Origin of the sequence: Pseudomonas sp. FP603 (assembly GCF_030687415.1) — a bacterium.
Taxonomy (GTDB): domain Bacteria; phylum Pseudomonadota; class Gammaproteobacteria; order Pseudomonadales; family Pseudomonadaceae; genus Aquipseudomonas; species Aquipseudomonas wuhanensis.
This window is the reverse complement of the sequence record NZ_CP117431.1, coordinates 5,952,961-5,968,037: the sequence shown is the minus strand read 5'-3', so window position 1 is coordinate 5,968,037 and position 15,077 is coordinate 5,952,961. Positions and strand designations below refer to the sequence as shown.

Annotated in this window: 12 protein-coding genes; 2 read left to right on the top strand and 10 right to left on the bottom strand. The window is 58.5% G+C overall.

Going from position 1 to position 15,077, the window contains the following annotated elements; translation table 11 throughout:
• Positions 1 to 5: 5 nt before the first annotated feature.
• Both PSH65_RS27660 and PSH65_RS27655 read right to left on the bottom strand, forming a co-directional pair.
• Positions 6 to 899: a glycine betaine ABC transporter substrate-binding protein gene (locus PSH65_RS27660; RefSeq protein ID WP_305423582.1), complete on the bottom strand. Its 894-nt coding sequence runs from the start codon at positions 897 to 899 to the stop codon at positions 6 to 8.
• A gap of 20 nt (positions 900 to 919) precedes the next feature.
• Complete coding sequence (locus PSH65_RS27655) at positions 920 to 1,636, bottom strand: ABC transporter permease (RefSeq protein ID WP_192417399.1); 717 nt, start codon at positions 1,634 to 1,636, stop codon at positions 920 to 922.
• A gap of 328 nt (positions 1,637 to 1,964) precedes the next feature.
• Here PSH65_RS27655 and PSH65_RS27650 point away from each other — a divergent pair, with 328 nt between their 5' ends.
• Together PSH65_RS27650 and PSH65_RS27645 are read left to right on the top strand one after the other, a co-directional pair.
• Positions 1,965 to 3,548: a peptide chain release factor 3 gene (locus tag PSH65_RS27650; RefSeq protein WP_123498922.1), complete on the top strand. Its 1,584-nt coding sequence runs from the start codon at positions 1,965 to 1,967 to the stop codon at positions 3,546 to 3,548.
• A gap of 322 nt (positions 3,549 to 3,870) precedes the next feature.
• Positions 3,871 to 4,086: a hypothetical protein gene (locus PSH65_RS27645; protein WP_305423579.1), complete on the top strand. Its 216-nt coding sequence runs from the start codon at positions 3,871 to 3,873 to the stop codon at positions 4,084 to 4,086.
• A 105-nt stretch (positions 4,087 to 4,191) separates the two neighbouring features.
• Here the strand turns inward: PSH65_RS27645 and PSH65_RS27640 are convergent, their stop codons facing one another.
• From PSH65_RS27640 to PSH65_RS27605, 8 genes are all read right to left on the bottom strand, one after another.
• Complete coding sequence (locus PSH65_RS27640) at positions 4,192 to 5,172, bottom strand: peptide ABC transporter ATP-binding protein (protein WP_192346289.1); 981 nt, start codon at positions 5,170 to 5,172, stop codon at positions 4,192 to 4,194.
• Positions 5,172 to 6,140 (bottom strand): ABC transporter ATP-binding protein, encoded by a 969-nt coding sequence (locus PSH65_RS27635; RefSeq protein ID WP_305423576.1) that lies wholly within the window; start codon positions 6,138 to 6,140, stop codon positions 5,172 to 5,174. The genes PSH65_RS27640 and PSH65_RS27635 overlap by 1 nt, the downstream gene beginning before the upstream one ends.
• A 10-nt stretch (positions 6,141 to 6,150) precedes the next feature.
• Positions 6,151 to 7,062 (bottom strand): ABC transporter permease subunit, encoded by a 912-nt coding sequence (locus PSH65_RS27630; protein ID WP_052965615.1) that lies wholly within the window; start codon positions 7,060 to 7,062, stop codon positions 6,151 to 6,153.
• A gap of 10 nt (positions 7,063 to 7,072) precedes the next feature.
• Positions 7,073 to 8,083, bottom strand: coding sequence for an ABC transporter permease subunit (locus PSH65_RS27625; RefSeq protein WP_305423572.1), 1,011 nt, complete (start codon positions 8,081 to 8,083; stop codon positions 7,073 to 7,075).
• Between the two features lie 73 nt (positions 8,084 to 8,156).
• Positions 8,157 to 9,752, bottom strand: coding sequence for an ABC transporter substrate-binding protein (locus PSH65_RS27620; protein WP_305423571.1), 1,596 nt, complete (start codon positions 9,750 to 9,752; stop codon positions 8,157 to 8,159).
• A 74-nt stretch (positions 9,753 to 9,826) separates the two neighbouring features.
• On the bottom strand, positions 9,827 to 11,248 hold the full coding sequence (locus PSH65_RS27615; RefSeq protein ID WP_305423570.1) for an OprD family porin: 1,422 nt from the start codon (positions 11,246 to 11,248) through the stop codon (positions 9,827 to 9,829).
• A gap of 170 nt (positions 11,249 to 11,418) precedes the next feature.
• Positions 11,419 to 13,020, bottom strand: coding sequence for an ABC transporter substrate-binding protein (locus tag PSH65_RS27610; RefSeq protein ID WP_305423569.1), 1,602 nt, complete (start codon positions 13,018 to 13,020; stop codon positions 11,419 to 11,421).
• A gap of 298 nt (positions 13,021 to 13,318) precedes the next feature.
• The gene (locus tag PSH65_RS27605) at positions 13,319 to 14,944 is read right to left on the bottom strand and encodes an ABC transporter substrate-binding protein (RefSeq protein ID WP_305423567.1); all 1,626 of its coding nucleotides are present in this window, start codon (positions 14,942 to 14,944) and stop codon (positions 13,319 to 13,321) included.
• Positions 14,945 to 15,077 lie beyond the last annotated feature (133 nt).

The window sequence follows — 15,077 nt, the reverse complement described above, 5'->3', positions numbered from 1 at the left end:
CCTCCTCAGTTGATGGGGTGCTGGCGCAGGAAATCTGCAGCAACGGATGAAGGGCTTTCATGATCGACATCGACCCGCGCATTCAGCTGACGCATGGTGGCGTCGTCGAAAAGTTCGGCCAGTGGCTTGAGCTCTTCGGCGAGTTTCGGGTGGGCGTCGAGGTAAACCTGACTCACCACTGGCGCGGCGGTGTAGTCCGGGAAGTAATGTTTGTCGTCTTCCAGCAATTTGAGCTTGAAGGCGTTCAAACGACCGTCGGTGGTGTAGACCAGACCGGCAAACACCTGGCCATTGCGCAGAGCGGTGTAGACCAGCCCGGCATCCATCTGGCGGATGTTGTTGCGGGTCAGGTTCATGCCGTAGAGGTCCACCATGCCATCGAGTCCGTCGGAACGGTTGGCAAACTCGGTGTCCAGCGCGACGAGATGATTAGTCTTCGCCTCAGCCTGCAGCACCGTGTTCAGCTCGCTGATGGTGTTGATCTGCGGGTAAGCCTTTGCGGTGTTTTCCGGCAGGGCCAGGGCGTAGGTGTTGCTGAACTTCGACGGGGTGAGCCAGACCAGGCCCTTTTTCGCGTCGAGTTCTTTCACCCGGGCGTAGGACTGAGCGCTGTCGAGCTTGTCGGTGACATGGTTGTAGGCCACCAGCGACACGCCGGTGTATTCCCACATCAAATCCAGCTGGCCACTTTCGTGGGCGCTGCGGGCCAGGTTGCTACCCAGACCGCCGGTCACTTGGGTGTCGTAACCCTTGGTGCGCAGGTATTGGGAAGTGATTTCCGCCAGCAGGGTTTGTTCGGTGAACACCCGGGCGCCGATGCGGATCACCGGTTTTTCAGCGGCTTGGGCAAATCCTGCGAACAGCAGAACGCAGCCTAGTAAAAAGCTTAATTTCTTCATAAAAATTCCTTTGCCGAGGCTTAAGACGGGCGCAAGCCGCGTTCGAGCCAGAGGCGGCTGGCGAGTGTCACCAGGCCGTCGAGCAGCAAGGCCAACAGGGCGGTGCAGGCCGCGCCGAGCAGCAGTTGCGGCTGATTGTTCAGGGCGATGCCGGGGAAAATCAGGCTGCCCAGGCTGTTGGCGCCAATCAGGAACGCCAGCGGTGCGGTACCGACGTTGATCGCCAGCGCCACGCGCACGCCACCGATGATGATCGGCACGGCGTTCGGTAGTTCGACCCGCCATAGCACCTGAGTCGGTGTCATGCCGATGCCAACGGCCGCTTCCTTGAGTGAACCCTGGACGTTTTTCAGCCCTTCGTAGGTGTTGCGCACAATCGGCAACAGTGAGGCGAGGAACAAGGCGAAGATCGCCGGGCCGCTGCCGATGCCGAGGATCCCCAATGCAATGGCCAGTACGGCAAGAGGCGGCACTGTGTTGCCGATGTTGAAGATCTGCATGAAGCGTTCGGCGCGTCCAACCATGGTCGGGCGGCTGAGGAAGATGCCGGCGGGGATGCCCACTACAAGGGCGGCCAGCATGGAAACGAGGACGAGAATCAGATGAGCTTGCAGGTAAAACAACAAATCGTCGCGGTACTGTTCGATCGTGTTGATGCCAATCCAGTGGACCAGCAGGGCCAGAAGGGCGACGACAACCGCACCTCCTGTCAGCCCTTTGCCATAGCGAATAGCCACAGGCGGACTCCTTTTTTCAGTCGGCGGACACCGCTTCGTGTGGCAATGCCATTCCTGGCTGCCGAAGTCAGTGTTCGCGAAAAGCAGCTCTATCAGTGCCGGTAAAACGGCCTGAAATCGAGCCATAAGCGCAGCCTCGTCAGGCTAACTTGCTGATTTTTCAACCCTGACGAATGGCCGTAACAGGGGAGTGGACGCCTCCACGCTCCGAAAGGTTCCCATCGGAAGCAGCATTTGGCCACTCCTAATGTGCTCAACGGTTCGGTTCTTCGATGAAGTTGGGCTATAATCGCGGCCCTTTTTTGAATCACCTGCCAGGCGATTTCCCATGACCAAACAGGCCGCCGAAGTCGCGAAACGCCGCACTTTCGCCATTATTTCCCACCCCGATGCCGGTAAGACCACCATCACCGAGAAGCTCTTGCTGATGGGCAAGGCGATTGCGATTGCGGGCACGGTGAAATCTCGAAAATCCGACCGCCATGCCACCTCCGACTGGATGGAAATGGAAAAACAACGGGGTATTTCCATTACCACGTCGGTCATGCAGTTCCCGTATCGCGATCACATGATCAACCTGCTCGACACCCCGGGCCACGAAGACTTCTCCGAAGATACCTACCGCACCCTGACAGCGGTGGACTCGGCATTGATGGTCCTCGACGGCGGTAAGGGTGTAGAACCACGGACCATCGCCCTGATGGACGTCTGCCGTTTGCGTGACACGCCGATCGTCAGCTTCATCAACAAACTCGACCGTGACATTCGCGACCCGATCGAACTGCTCGACGAAATCGAAGCGGTCCTGAAGATCAAGGCGGCGCCGATCACCTGGCCGATCGGTTGCTACCGCGACTTCAAGGGCGTTTATCACCTCGCCGACGACTACATCATCGTCTACACCGCCGGCCACGGCCATGAGCGTACCGATGTGAAAATCATCGAGAAGCTCGACTCCGATGAGGCCCGCGCGCACTTGGGCGACGAGTACGATCGCTTCGTTGATCAGCTGGAACTGGTGCAGGGCGCCTGCCACGAATTCAATCAACAGGAATTCCTCGACGGCCAACTGACACCGGTGTTCTTCGGTACCGCTCTGGGCAACTTCGGTGTCGATCACGTGCTCGACGCCGTGGTCAACTGGGCGCCGAAACCGCTGGCCCGTGTCGCCAACGAGCGCACCGTGGAACCAGTGGAAGAGAAGTTCTCAGGCTTCGTGTTCAAGATCCAGGCGAACATGGACCCCAAACACCGCGACCGCATCGCCTTCATGCGTATTTGCTCCGGCAAGTACGAAAAAGGCATGAAAATGCGCCACGTGCGCACCGGCAAAGACGTGCGGATCGGCGATGCGCTGACCTTCTTCTCCTCCGAGCGTGAGCAACTGGAAGAAGCGTTTGCCGGCGACATCATCGGTTTGCATAACCACGGCACCATCCAGATCGGCGACACCTTCACCGAAGGCGAAGTCCTGGGCTTCACCGGTATCCCGCACTTCGCCCCGGAACTGTTCCGTCGCGTGCGTCTGCGTGATCCGCTGAAATCCAAGCAACTGCGGCAGGGCTTGCAGCAACTGGCCGAAGAAGGCGCCACCCAGGTGTTCTTCCCCGAGCGCAGCAACGACATCATCCTCGGCGCCGTCGGTGTGCTGCAGTTCGATGTGGTCGCCAGCCGTTTGAAAGAGGAATACAAGGTCGAGTGCTCGTATGAGCCGATCACCGTTTATTCCGCGCGCTGGATCGATTGCGATGATAAGAAGAAGTTTGAGGAGTTCCGGGTCAAGGCCGTGGAAAACCTCGCTGTCGACGGCGGCGGTCACCTGACCTACCTGGCCCCGACACGGGTCAACCTGGCGCTGATGGAAGAGCGCTGGCCGGATGTGAAATTCCGTGCGACGCGTGAGCATCACTAAGCGCTGAGCCGTAACACCCAAAGCCCCGATGCGTAAGTATCGGGGCTTTTTTATTGACCACTATTTCCCTGTGGGAGCGAGCCTGCTCGCGATAGCGGTCTGGCATTCAGACATGTGTCGACTGGCTGTCCGCCATCGCGAGCAGGGGGCATCATTGTTAGTGGGTTTGGATATAACCCTTATTCGAAACCAATCTCTCCGCCAACGGCATTTTCTGCTACCCGGTAGCGTCCCATCTGGAGAACCCGGTCAATCGGAACTAAATTTCACTCAGTACCTTTCAGGCATCCATGCGTCACCCCCATAAAGGATGGAATCGGCTATGAGTATTTTTCAACGCATTGTGTTGTTGCTTAAGGTGTTGGTGCTGCTGTCCCTCGGCACGTCGGCGGTGGCGTGGGCAGAATGTCAGGACCATGAAAAACAGGCCTTGAACGGGCAAGGCGTGCACAGCGAGCTGATGATCGCTGCGACCGAATCAGACGAAGACGACCCAGACGCCGATGAGGACGAGGAAGAGGAAGAGACGCAAACGTAAATGACAGACCAAAGAAAACCCCTCCTGCCGGACTGATGCGCAGTCTGGCGGAAGGGGTCTGGTCAACTCGGTAAAAGCGCGCCCCGAAATCCGAGGCGCGTTTTTTTATGCCGCGCCGTCGAGGAATTGCTCGGCGTAGTGACAAGCCACCTGGCGGGTGTCGACCAGGCGCAAGAGCGGTTCTTCTGTGGTGCAGCGCTCGGTCGCGTACGGGCATCGCTTGTGGAAGGCGCAGCCGGACGGCGGGTTCAGCGGGTTCGGCAACTCACCGACGATCTTGATTTTCGGCTTGTTCGGGTCCGGGTGAATGGTCGGGGTGGCCGACAACAGCGCCTGGGTGTACGGGTGCAGAGGGCGAGTGTAGATGTCCTCTTTCGGGCCCATTTCCACCGGGCGACCGAGGTACATCACCATCACATGATCGGCGACGTGACGCACCACGGCCAGGTTGTGGGAGATGAACACGTAGGCGGTGTTGAACTCTTGCTGCAAATCCATGAACAGGTTGAGCACCTGCGCCTGAATCGACACGTCCAGCGCCGAGGTCGGTTCGTCCGCGACCAGCACTTTCGGTTGCAGCATCATCGCGCGGGCCAGGGCAATCCGCTGGCGCTGACCGCCGGAGAACATATGCGGATAGCGCTGGTAGTGCTCGGGACGCAAGCCCACCTGCTTCATCATCGCCTGGACTTTCTCGCGACGTTCCGAGGCGCTGAGATTGGTGTTGATCAGCAGCGGCTCAGCCAGTTGATCACCGACTTTCTGCCGTGGGTTCAGCGACGCGTACGGGCTCTGGAACACCATCTGCACGTCTTTGCGCAGTTGCTTGCGTTGGGCCTTGTCGGCGCCGGCGACTTCCTGCCCGGCGATTTTCAAGGAGCCGGAGGACGGCTCTTCGATCAGGGTCAAGGCGCGGGCCAGGGTGGATTTGCCGCAGCCCGATTCGCCCACAACGGCGAGGGTTTTGCCGGCTTCCAGTTCGAACGACACGCCGTTGAGGGCGCGCACGGTCGCATGCCCCTTGAACAGGCCACGGGACACTTCATAGTGGCGGGTCAGGTTGCGGGCGGTAAGTACGACGGCCATTACGCCACCTCCTGATTCAACGGGTAGAAGCAACGGGCGAGGCTGTTGCTTTTCGGGTCAAGGGCCGGACGCTGGGTGCGGCAGTTGTCCTGCACGTAGGGGCAGCGCGGCGACAACAGGCAGCCTTGCGGGCGGTCGTAACGACCGGGAACGATGCCTGGCAGTGTCGACAGGCGCGCGGCACCCAGGCTGTGTTCCGGAATGGCCTTGAGCAGTGCCTCGCTGTACGGGTGCGCCGGAATGTCGAACAGTTGTGGCACCTGACCGACTTCAACCGCTTGGCCGGCATACATCACGCACACGCGCTGGGCGGTTTCGGCGACGACCGCGAGGTCGTGGGTGATCAGCACCAGGCCCATGTCCTGCTCTTTTTGCAGGGCCAGCAGCAGGTCCATGATCTGCGCCTGAATCGTTACGTCCAGCGCGGTGGTCGGTTCGTCGGCGATCAGCAGTTTCGGTTCGCCGGCAATCGCCATGGCGATTGCAACACGCTGGCTCATACCGCCGGAGAGTTGATGCGGGTAGGCGTCCATCCGGCTGGCAGCGCCTGGGATTTCCACTTTTTCCAGCAGCTCGATGGCACGCTTGCGGGCGTCCTTTCTGGACATTTTCAGGTGCAGGCGCAGCACTTCTTCAATCTGGAAACCGACGGTGTAGCTCGGATTCAGCGCGGTCATCGGGTCCTGAAACACCATGGCCAGGTCTTTGCCGACGATTTGCCGACGTTGACGGTTGCTGAGCTTGAGCATGTTCTTGCCGTCGAAATTCAGGGCATCGGCAGTGACGATCCCCGGATGCTCGATCAGGCCCATCAGCGCCATCATGGTCACGGACTTGCCGGAACCCGATTCGCCGACGATGGCCAGTACTTCGCCTTTTTCCACGGTAATGTCGAGACCGTCGACCACCGGAACGGCGTTGGCGTCGCCGAAGCGAACGTTGAGATTCTTGATTTCTAACAGTGACATTTGAATCTCCTCAGGCGGCGTTCTTGAGTTTCGGGTCCAGCGCATCGCGCAGGCCGTCGCCCATCAAGTTGATTGCCAGCACGCTGAGCAAAATGGTCAAACCAGGCAAGCTCACCACCCACCAGGCGCGTTCGATGTAGTCACGAGCCGAAGCCAGCATGGTGCCCCACTCAGGCGTTGGCGGTTGTACGCCAAGGCCGAGGAAGCCCAGTGCCGCGGCATCGAGAATCGCCGAGGAGAAACTCAGGGTGGCCTGAACGATCAGCGGCGCCATGCAGTTGGGCAGCACGGTGACGAACATCAGGCGTGGCAGACCGGCACCGGCCAGGCGCGCGGCGGTCACGTAGTCGCGGTTCAGTTCGCCCATCACCGCAGCGCGGGTCAGACGAACATAGGACGGCAACGAAACCACGGCGATGGCAATAATGGTGTTGATCAGGCCAGGGCCGAGGATGGCGACAATCGCCACGGCCAGCAGCAGGGACGGCAGGGCCAGCATGATGTCCATCAGACGCATGATGGTCGGGCCGAGCACGCGCGGGAAGAACCCGGCGAACAGACCCAAAAGGATGCCCGGAATCAGCGACATCACCACCGACGACAAGCCGATCAGCAGGGACAGGCGCGAACCGTTGATCAGCCGCGACAGCAGGTCGCGACCCAGTTCATCGGTGCCGAGCAGGAACTGGATTTGCCCGCCTTCCAGCCAGGACGGCGGGGTCAGCAGGAAGTCGCGGTACTGCTCGCTTGGGTTATGCGGTGCGACCCATGGGGCGAAGATCGCGCAGAAAATCACCAGCAGCATGAACATCAGGCCGGCGACGGCGCCTTTGTTCCTGGAGAACGCGTGCCAGAATTCTTTATACGGGGACGGATACAGCAGGCTTTGATCGACTGCTACCGGTGTAGTGAGAGTGGTCATGGTCTTGATCTCAGCGCTGATGACGGATGCGTGGGTTGGCAAAGCCGTAGAGGATGTCCACTACGAAGTTGACCAGAATCACCAGGCAGGCGATTAACAGGATGCCGTTCTGCACCACGGGATAGTCCCGTGCGCCAATGGCTTCGATCAGCCATTTGCCGATGCCGGGCCAGGAGAAAATGGTTTCGGTCAGGACCGCACCGGCCAGCAGCGTGCCGACTTGCAGGCCGACCACGGTCAGTACCGGAATCAGTGCGTTACGCAGGCCGTGAACGAACACCACCCGCGATGGCGACAGGCCCTTGGCTTTGGCGGTACGGATGTAGTCTTCACGCAGTACTTCGAGCATCGACGAACGGGTCATTCGCGCGATCACCGCCAGCGGAATGGTGCCGAGCACGATGGCCGGCAGGATCAGGTGATGCAGGGCATCGAAGAACGCCCCGACGTCATCGGCCAGCAGCGTATCGATCAGCATGAAGCCGGTGCGCGGCTCGATGTCGTAGAGCAGGTCGATCCGCCCGGACACCGGCGTCCAGCCCAGGCTCACCGAGAAGAACATGATCAGGATCAGGCCCCACCAGAAGATCGGCATCGAGTATCCCGCCAGGGAGACTCCCATCACCCCGTGGTCGAACAGGGATCCTCGCTTGAGTGCCGCAATCACCCCGGCCAGAAGGCCCAGGATGCCGGCGAACAACAGGGCGGCCATGGACAGTTCCAGGGTCGCGGGGAAGAGAGAGCTGAACTCGGTCCAGACGCTTTCACGGGTACGCAGGGATTCGCCGAGATCGCCGTGGGCCAACTTGCCGATGTAATCCAGGTATTGGGCATACAGGGGTTTGTTCAGACCTAGGCGTTCCATTGCCTGAGCATGCATTTCGGGGTCGACTCTACGTTCGCCCATCATTACTTCCACGGGGTCGCCTGGAATCATGCGAATCAACGCGAAAGTCAGCAAGGTGATGCCGAAGAACGTGGGGATCAGTAACCCCAATCGGCGGGCAATAAAACTAAACATCTTGTGTGGTACCTCATCAGCCGGTTAGGCGTGCCCGGCAGCGCTGGGGTCAGCGATGCCGGGCGTTTCTTATCTACTTCACCTGGGTGGTGGCGAAGTTATTGGTTGTCAGAGGACTCTGGTGGTAACCCTCGACGTTTTTGCGCATTGCCGTGAACATTTTCGGATAGGCCATGGGAATCCATGGCTGGTCCTTGTCGAAAACTTCCTGCGCTTGTTCGTAGAGCGCCGCCCTGGCAGCCGGTTCAGTGCCGCCGCGAGCCTTGTCGATCAAGTCCTGGAATTCCTTGTTGCACCACCGGGCGTAGTTTTCGCCGTTTTTCGCTGCGTCGCAACTCAGGTTCGGCGTAAGAAAGTTGTCCGGGTCGCCGTTATCGCCGGCCCAGCCTGCCGATACCAGGTCGTGTTCGCCATTCTTGGCGCGTTTGAGCATTTCTCCCCATTCCATGACACGGATGTCGAGCTTGATCCCGATCTGCGCCAGATCCGACTGCATCATTTGCGCGCCCAGCAGTGGATTAGGGTTGGTGGGGCCGCCGCCGTTGCGGGTAAACAGCGTCAGCACGGTACCTTCCGGTACACCCGCTTCCTTGAGAAGTTCACGGGCCTTACCAAGGTCTCGCGGTGGGTTTTTCAGTTTGTCGTTGAAGCCTAGCAGGGTCGGAGGATAGGGAACGGTACCAATGACGGCGTTGCCCTTGCCGTACAAACTAGTGACGTAAGTCTGCTTGTCGAATGCAATGTTTATCGCCTTGCGTACGCGTACATCGCTCATGTACTTGCGGCTGGTATTCATCGCGGTGTAGCTGGTGGTCATTGCGGCCAGTTCGTCGACCTTCAGGTTCTGGTCGGCCTTGATGCTAGGGACATCATCGGGTTTGGGATACAGCGCGATCTGGCATTCGTCGGCCTTCAGTTTTTGCAGGCGCACGTTGTTGTCGATGGTGATCGCGAATATGAGCGGATCAGCCGGGGGCTTGCCACCGAAGTAGTCCGGGTTGGCCTTGAAACGGACCTGAGCGTCCTTGGCGTAACGCTGGAAAACGAACGGGCCGGTGCCGATTGGTTTGTTGTTCAGATCGCCGGCCTTGTTGGCCTTGAGCAACTGATCGGCGTACTCGGCAGAGTAGATCGAGGAGAAGGCCATGGCGATGTCGGCCAGGAACGGCGCTTCACGGCGGGTCAGGGTGAATTTGACCGTATTGTCGTCGACCTTCTCGACGCTTTTGAGCAGCTCTTTGAAGCCCATGCTTTCAAAGTACGGGAAGCCCACGCTCGACAGTTTGTGCCATGGGTGTTTCGGGTCCAGCTGACGCTGGAAGCTCCAGACCACGTCGTCGGCGTTCATGTCGCGGGTCGGCTTGAAATAGTCGGTGGTGTGAAACTTGACGCCTTGGCGCAGGTGGAACGTGTAGGTCAGACCGTCGTCGCTGATCTCCCACGACTCGGCCAATGCCGGGATCACTTCAGTGGTGCCTGGCTTGAAGCCCACCAGACGATTGAAAATGGTTTCGGACACCGCATCGCCGGTGACTGCAGTCGTGTACTGGACCATATCGAAGCCTTCCGGGCTGGCTTCGGTACAGACCACCAAGGGTTTGGCCGAGACGCCAACAGCGGCACTCAGCAACGCGGCGGCGATGGCCGCTCGTAGGGGAAGCATTTTCATCTAGAGCCCTCTGCAATCGGTGAACAGAAAAGCCAGGCGGCCGACTCATCATGAGTCAGCCGCAGGCATGCGTTTTACAAAATGTTGAACGGGATGGTGGTCACAAGACGGAACTCGTTGATGTTGCCGTCAGCCTGGTTTTCGCTGGCGCGGTGAGTGGTGTACGTCGCGCGGATGGCGGTGGCCTTGAGTGGGCCGCTCTGCACGGCGTAGGACGCACCGATGCCGTATTCGTAGTGGGTTTCGCCGTCCATCAGGCTCAGGTCGCCGCGCTTGGCGCCCGGATCGGTGTAAGCCGTGCCGCGGTAGTGAGTACCGTCAATGCCCCAGCCGCGTGCCTGGTAGATGTTGAATTTCAGGCCTGGAACGCCGTATTCGGCCATGTTCAGACCGTAGGCAATCTGGAAGGATTTCTCGTTCGGGCCGTTGAAGTCCGACAGCAAGGAGTTGGCCAGGTAGATGCCGTTGGTTTCGTGCAGGTAGTCGAAATAGGTGTCGCCGTTCACTTCCTGGTACGAGAAGGTCAGACTGTGAGCCTGGTGAGCCAGGCCCAGCGACAGCGAGTAGGTGTCGTTGTCGATCTCACCCATCAACTTTTTGCCTTCGTCGACGGTTTTGTAGTAGTTCAGGCCGGTGGTCAGACTCAGCACCTGGCTGTCACCCAGCTCGTGGGTGGCGCCGAAGTAGTACTGGTTCCAGAAGTCTTCGACGTTGGCGCCGTACAGGCTGGTTTTCAGGCTTTTGAACGGCTGGTAGTTCACGCCTGCGGTGTAGACCTTGTCGGTTTCAACGCCGGTGGCGGAGTACTCGCTGCGGAACTTCGACAGACTCTGTTCGGTACGTGGCGAAACGCGGTCGAAACCGGCCAGGTCGAACGACATGTTGTTGAATTCTTCGCTGTGCAGGCTGATACCTTCAAAGCTCGAAGGCAGTGCACGGTTGCCGATGACGTCGACGATCGGCGTGCTGAAGTTCTGACGACCGGCGGTCAAGGTGGTGTTCGATACACGGAACTTGGCGTTGGCCAGACCCAGTTTGCTCCACTGGTCGACGGCATCGCCGTTGGAGTCTGCCAGGGTGCGGTTGGAGCCGCCTGCAATATCCTTGCGATCACGGTCCAGAACGATGGCGTTGTAGAGGGCGACTTCGGTGCTGACGCCAACGGTGCCCTGGGTGAAGCCCGAGGTGTAATTGACGATGGTGCCCTGAACCCAGTTGATACGACGTGGTGTCGGGGTCCTAGGGGCGGTCGGATCGTTCTTCACGCTGTTTTTCTTGTAGCTGAAGGTGTCGTCACGACGTTTCAGTTCGTTGGCATACCAGTTACGCGTTGTGCCGCCCAGGCTTTGTCCATCGATAAAGCCTTTGGCCTCGCTTTGGGCGCTACTGCCGGCCAATGTGGTAGGGACAAACTCCTGACTTGCAGGTTCTGCGTATGCCGTGGCGGTGATGCTGCTGATGGCCAAGGCCAATAACGCGGTGCTGCTCAGTTTCATGGGTGAAGCTCCTTATTTACTTTTTTAATCCCGGTCTTTTTTGGTGATCCGGTTATTTGGTTTTGAACTCATACAGACTTCGCAAACGTTTGCTGTAGGCCGGATTGACGAATTACGGCAACACGCTTGCGCGAGGGCGAAATTCGCCCCCAGCGTTTCTGATTACACGGTTATTGGTCCAGGCTGACGCCCGAGAACACATTACGACCGAAAGGACTCACCTTGAATCCTTCGACTTTGGCGCTCAACGGCTGATTGACCGTCGAGTGGGCGACCGGCGTGATCGGCACCTGCTGCTTGAGGTACTGCTGCGCCTGTTTGTAGAGCACGGTGCGCTGGTCACGGTCTGTGACGACCTTGGCTTGCTTGATCAGCTTGTCGTAAGCCGGATCACACCACATGGAGTAGTTGTTGCCGCCAATGGCATCGCAGCTGTAAAGCGTGCCGAGCCAGTTGTCCGGATCGCCATTGTCACCGGTCCAGCCGATCAGGCTGATATCGTGCTCGCCGTTCTTGGTGCGCTTGATGTACTCGCCCCATTCGTAGCTGACGATCTTGACCTTGAGGCCGATCTTCGCCCAATCCGCCTGGAGCATTTCGGCCATCAACTTGGCGTTGGGGTTGTACGGACGCTGAACCGGCATGGCCCAGAGGGTGATTTCGGTGCCTTCCTTGACGCCGGCAGCCTTGAGCAGCTCCTTGGCTTTTTCCGGGTTGTAGGCGGCGTCTTTAACTGTTTCGTCGTAGGACCATTGGGTCGGTGGCATGGCGTTGACCGCCAGTTGGCCAGCGCCTTGATAGACGGCGTTGAGAATGCCTTGCTTGTTCACCGCCATGTCCAGCGCCTGGCGCACTTCGAGCTGATCGAACGGTTTGTGCCGCACGTTATAGGCGATGTAACCAAGGTTGAAGCCGGGCTTCTCGATCAGTTGCAGTTTCGGATCGTTTTTCAGCGCGGTTACGTCGGCCGGGCGCGGGTGCAGGGTGATCTGGCATTCGTTGGCCTTGAGTTTCTGCACGCGCACCGAGGCGTCGGTGTTGATGGCGAAAATCAGGTTGTCGAGCTTGACCCGGCTCGGGTCCCAGTACTGCTTGTTGCCGCTGTAACGGATGTTGGAATCTTTCTGGTAGCTCTTGAACACGAACGGGCCAGTGCCGATCGGCTTCTGGTTGATGTCGCTCGGCTTGCCGGAGGCCAGCAACTGGTCGGCGTATTCGGCGGAAAGGATCGCGGCGAAGCTCATGGCGATGTTCTGGATGAATGCGGCGTCGACGCTGTTGAGCGTCATCACCACGGTGAGCGGCCCGGTCTTCTCGACCTTGGCGATGTTCTTGTTCAGGCTCATCCCGTTGAAATACGGGAACTCGGTTGGGTAAGCCTTTCGGAAGGGTTGCTGCGGATCAAGCATGCGATTGAACGTGAACAGCACGTCATCGGCGTTGAAATCGCGGGTCGGTGTGAAGTACTTGGTGGTGTGAAATTTCACCCCTTCGCGCAGGTGAAAGGTGTACTTGAGGCCGTCCTCGGAAATATCCCAGCTCGTTGCCAAGCCCGGTACAACGTTGGTGGCGCCTTTTTCAAACTCTGCCAATCGGTTGTACAGCGGCTCGGCGGCGTCGTTATCGGTCGCCGTGGTGTATTGCGCGGTGTCGAAGCCCGCCGGGCTGCCTTCGGAGCAGAACACCAGGCTGTTATTGGCGGCCTGGCTAATGGAAGTGACGGCCAGCAGGCCGGTGCCCAGCAATGCGGATAAAACCAAGGTATGGCGCATGACGCTCCCTCTTTTTAGTGTTGTGCAATGAGCCGTTATCCCGTCCGGGGACGTGGGGCTTCATTGATCTCAAACCATTGCATGCAGCAAACCGAGAACCCACGCATGAACTGGTCAGATCCCGACGGTATGAGCCGTGGGTCTGGCAGTAAATGTGTAGAGTCTGAAAGACTCGTAGGAAAAGGCGACGCGTCCTAAATCTCTGCTGTGGTACGCAGTGGATTTGGCTGTCAGTGAATTCCTACTTTCTCGGCAGATAAAGCAACGGCGACGTGAATAACGTCGCCGTTGCAAAACCTTATTTGCTGACGCTGACGCCGTAGAAGGAGTTCAAGCCAAACGGGCTGATCTTGAAGTCCTGCACGTTGTTGCGCATGGGTTGGAACACCGTCGAGTGAGCGATAGGTGTCATTGGAACAGCATCTTTGAGGACGTGTTGCGCCTGTTTGTACAGTTCGGTGCGCTTGGCCTGATCGGTAGTGCGCTTGGCTTCCTTGACGATGCCGTCGAATTTCTTGTCGCACCATTTGGAGAAGTTGTTGCCCTGCAACGAGTCGCAGCCGAACAGTACGTTGAGCCAGTTGTCCGGGTCACCGTTGTCGCCGCTCCAGCCAATCAGCATCGCGCCGTTTTCGCCGCCTTTGGAGCGCTTGATGTACTCGCCCCACTCATAGGTCACGATCTTGGCTTTGATCCCGATCTTGGCCCAGTCGGACTGCAGCATTTCGGCCATCAGCTTGGCGTTCGGGTTATAGGGACGTTGCACCGGCATCGCCCACAGGTTGATCTCGGTGCCTTCCTTGATGCCGGCTTCCTTGAGCAGCTCTTTGGCTTTCTCAGGGTTGTACGGAGCATCCTTGATGGTGGTGTCATAAGACCATTGGGTCGGTGGCATGGCGTTGACTGCCAGTTGTCCGGCGCCCTGGTAAACCGAGTCGATGATCTGCTGTTTGTTGACGGCCATGTCCAGTGCCTGACGCACTTTCAACTGAGCCATTGGGTTCGGCTGATCGCTGCCCTTGATCTTGTCCATCACGTTGTAGGCGATGTAACCCAGGTTGAAACCGGCCTGGTCAGGCACCTTCAGGGTTTTGTCTTCCTTCAGCGCCTTCAGATCGGCGGGACGAGGGAACAGGGTGATCTGACACTCGTTCTTCTTCAACTTCTGAATACGCACCGATGGGTCGGTGGTGATGGCGAAGATCAGGTTGTCGATCTTCACGTCGTCAGGCTTCCAGTAGTCCTTGTTCCCGGTGTAGCGGATGTTGGAGTCTTTCTGGTAGCTCTTGAATACAAACGGGCCAGTACCGACCGGCTTCTGGTTGATGTCGGCGGCTTTGCCTTCCTTGAGCAGATGGGCAGCGTACTCGGCGGACTGGACCGAGGCGAAACTCATGGCCATGTTCTGAATGAACGCGGCATCAACTTCTTTGAGGGTGAACTTGACGGTGTGGTCGTCGACTTTATCGATCTTGGTGATGTTGGTGTCCATCCCCATGTCGGTGAAGTACGGGAATTCAGTCGGGTACGCCTTACGGAACGGGTCATCCTTGTTAATCATGCGATTAAAGGTGAACAGCACGTCGTCGGCGTTGAACTCACGAGTCGGCTTGAAGTACGGGGTGGTGTGGAACTTGACGCCTTCACGCAGATGGAAGGTGTAAGTCAGGCCGTCATCGGAAATGTCCCACTTGGTCGCCAGGCCAGGAACAACGGCGGTGCCGCCGCGCTCGAACTGGGTCAGGCGGTTGAACATGGTTTCTGCAGAGGCGTCGAAGTCGGTTCCGGTGGTGTACTGACCAGGATCGAAACCGGCCGGGCTCCCTTCGGAGCAGAACACCAGGTTAGTCGCCGCGTGGGCGAAAGGTGCGCTGGCTAACAGGCTTGCGCCGACTAAAAACGGAATGACCGCGTGTTTAAGCATGGTGGCCTCATGATTTGTTGTCATTTTTGGAATTAGAGGACGACCTCGTGAGTCGACCTGCGGATACTTATGCAGGGGCCATACCCAATGCAAGATCCTGAATGGCTCCAAGCCTTAAACAGTGGTACGAACG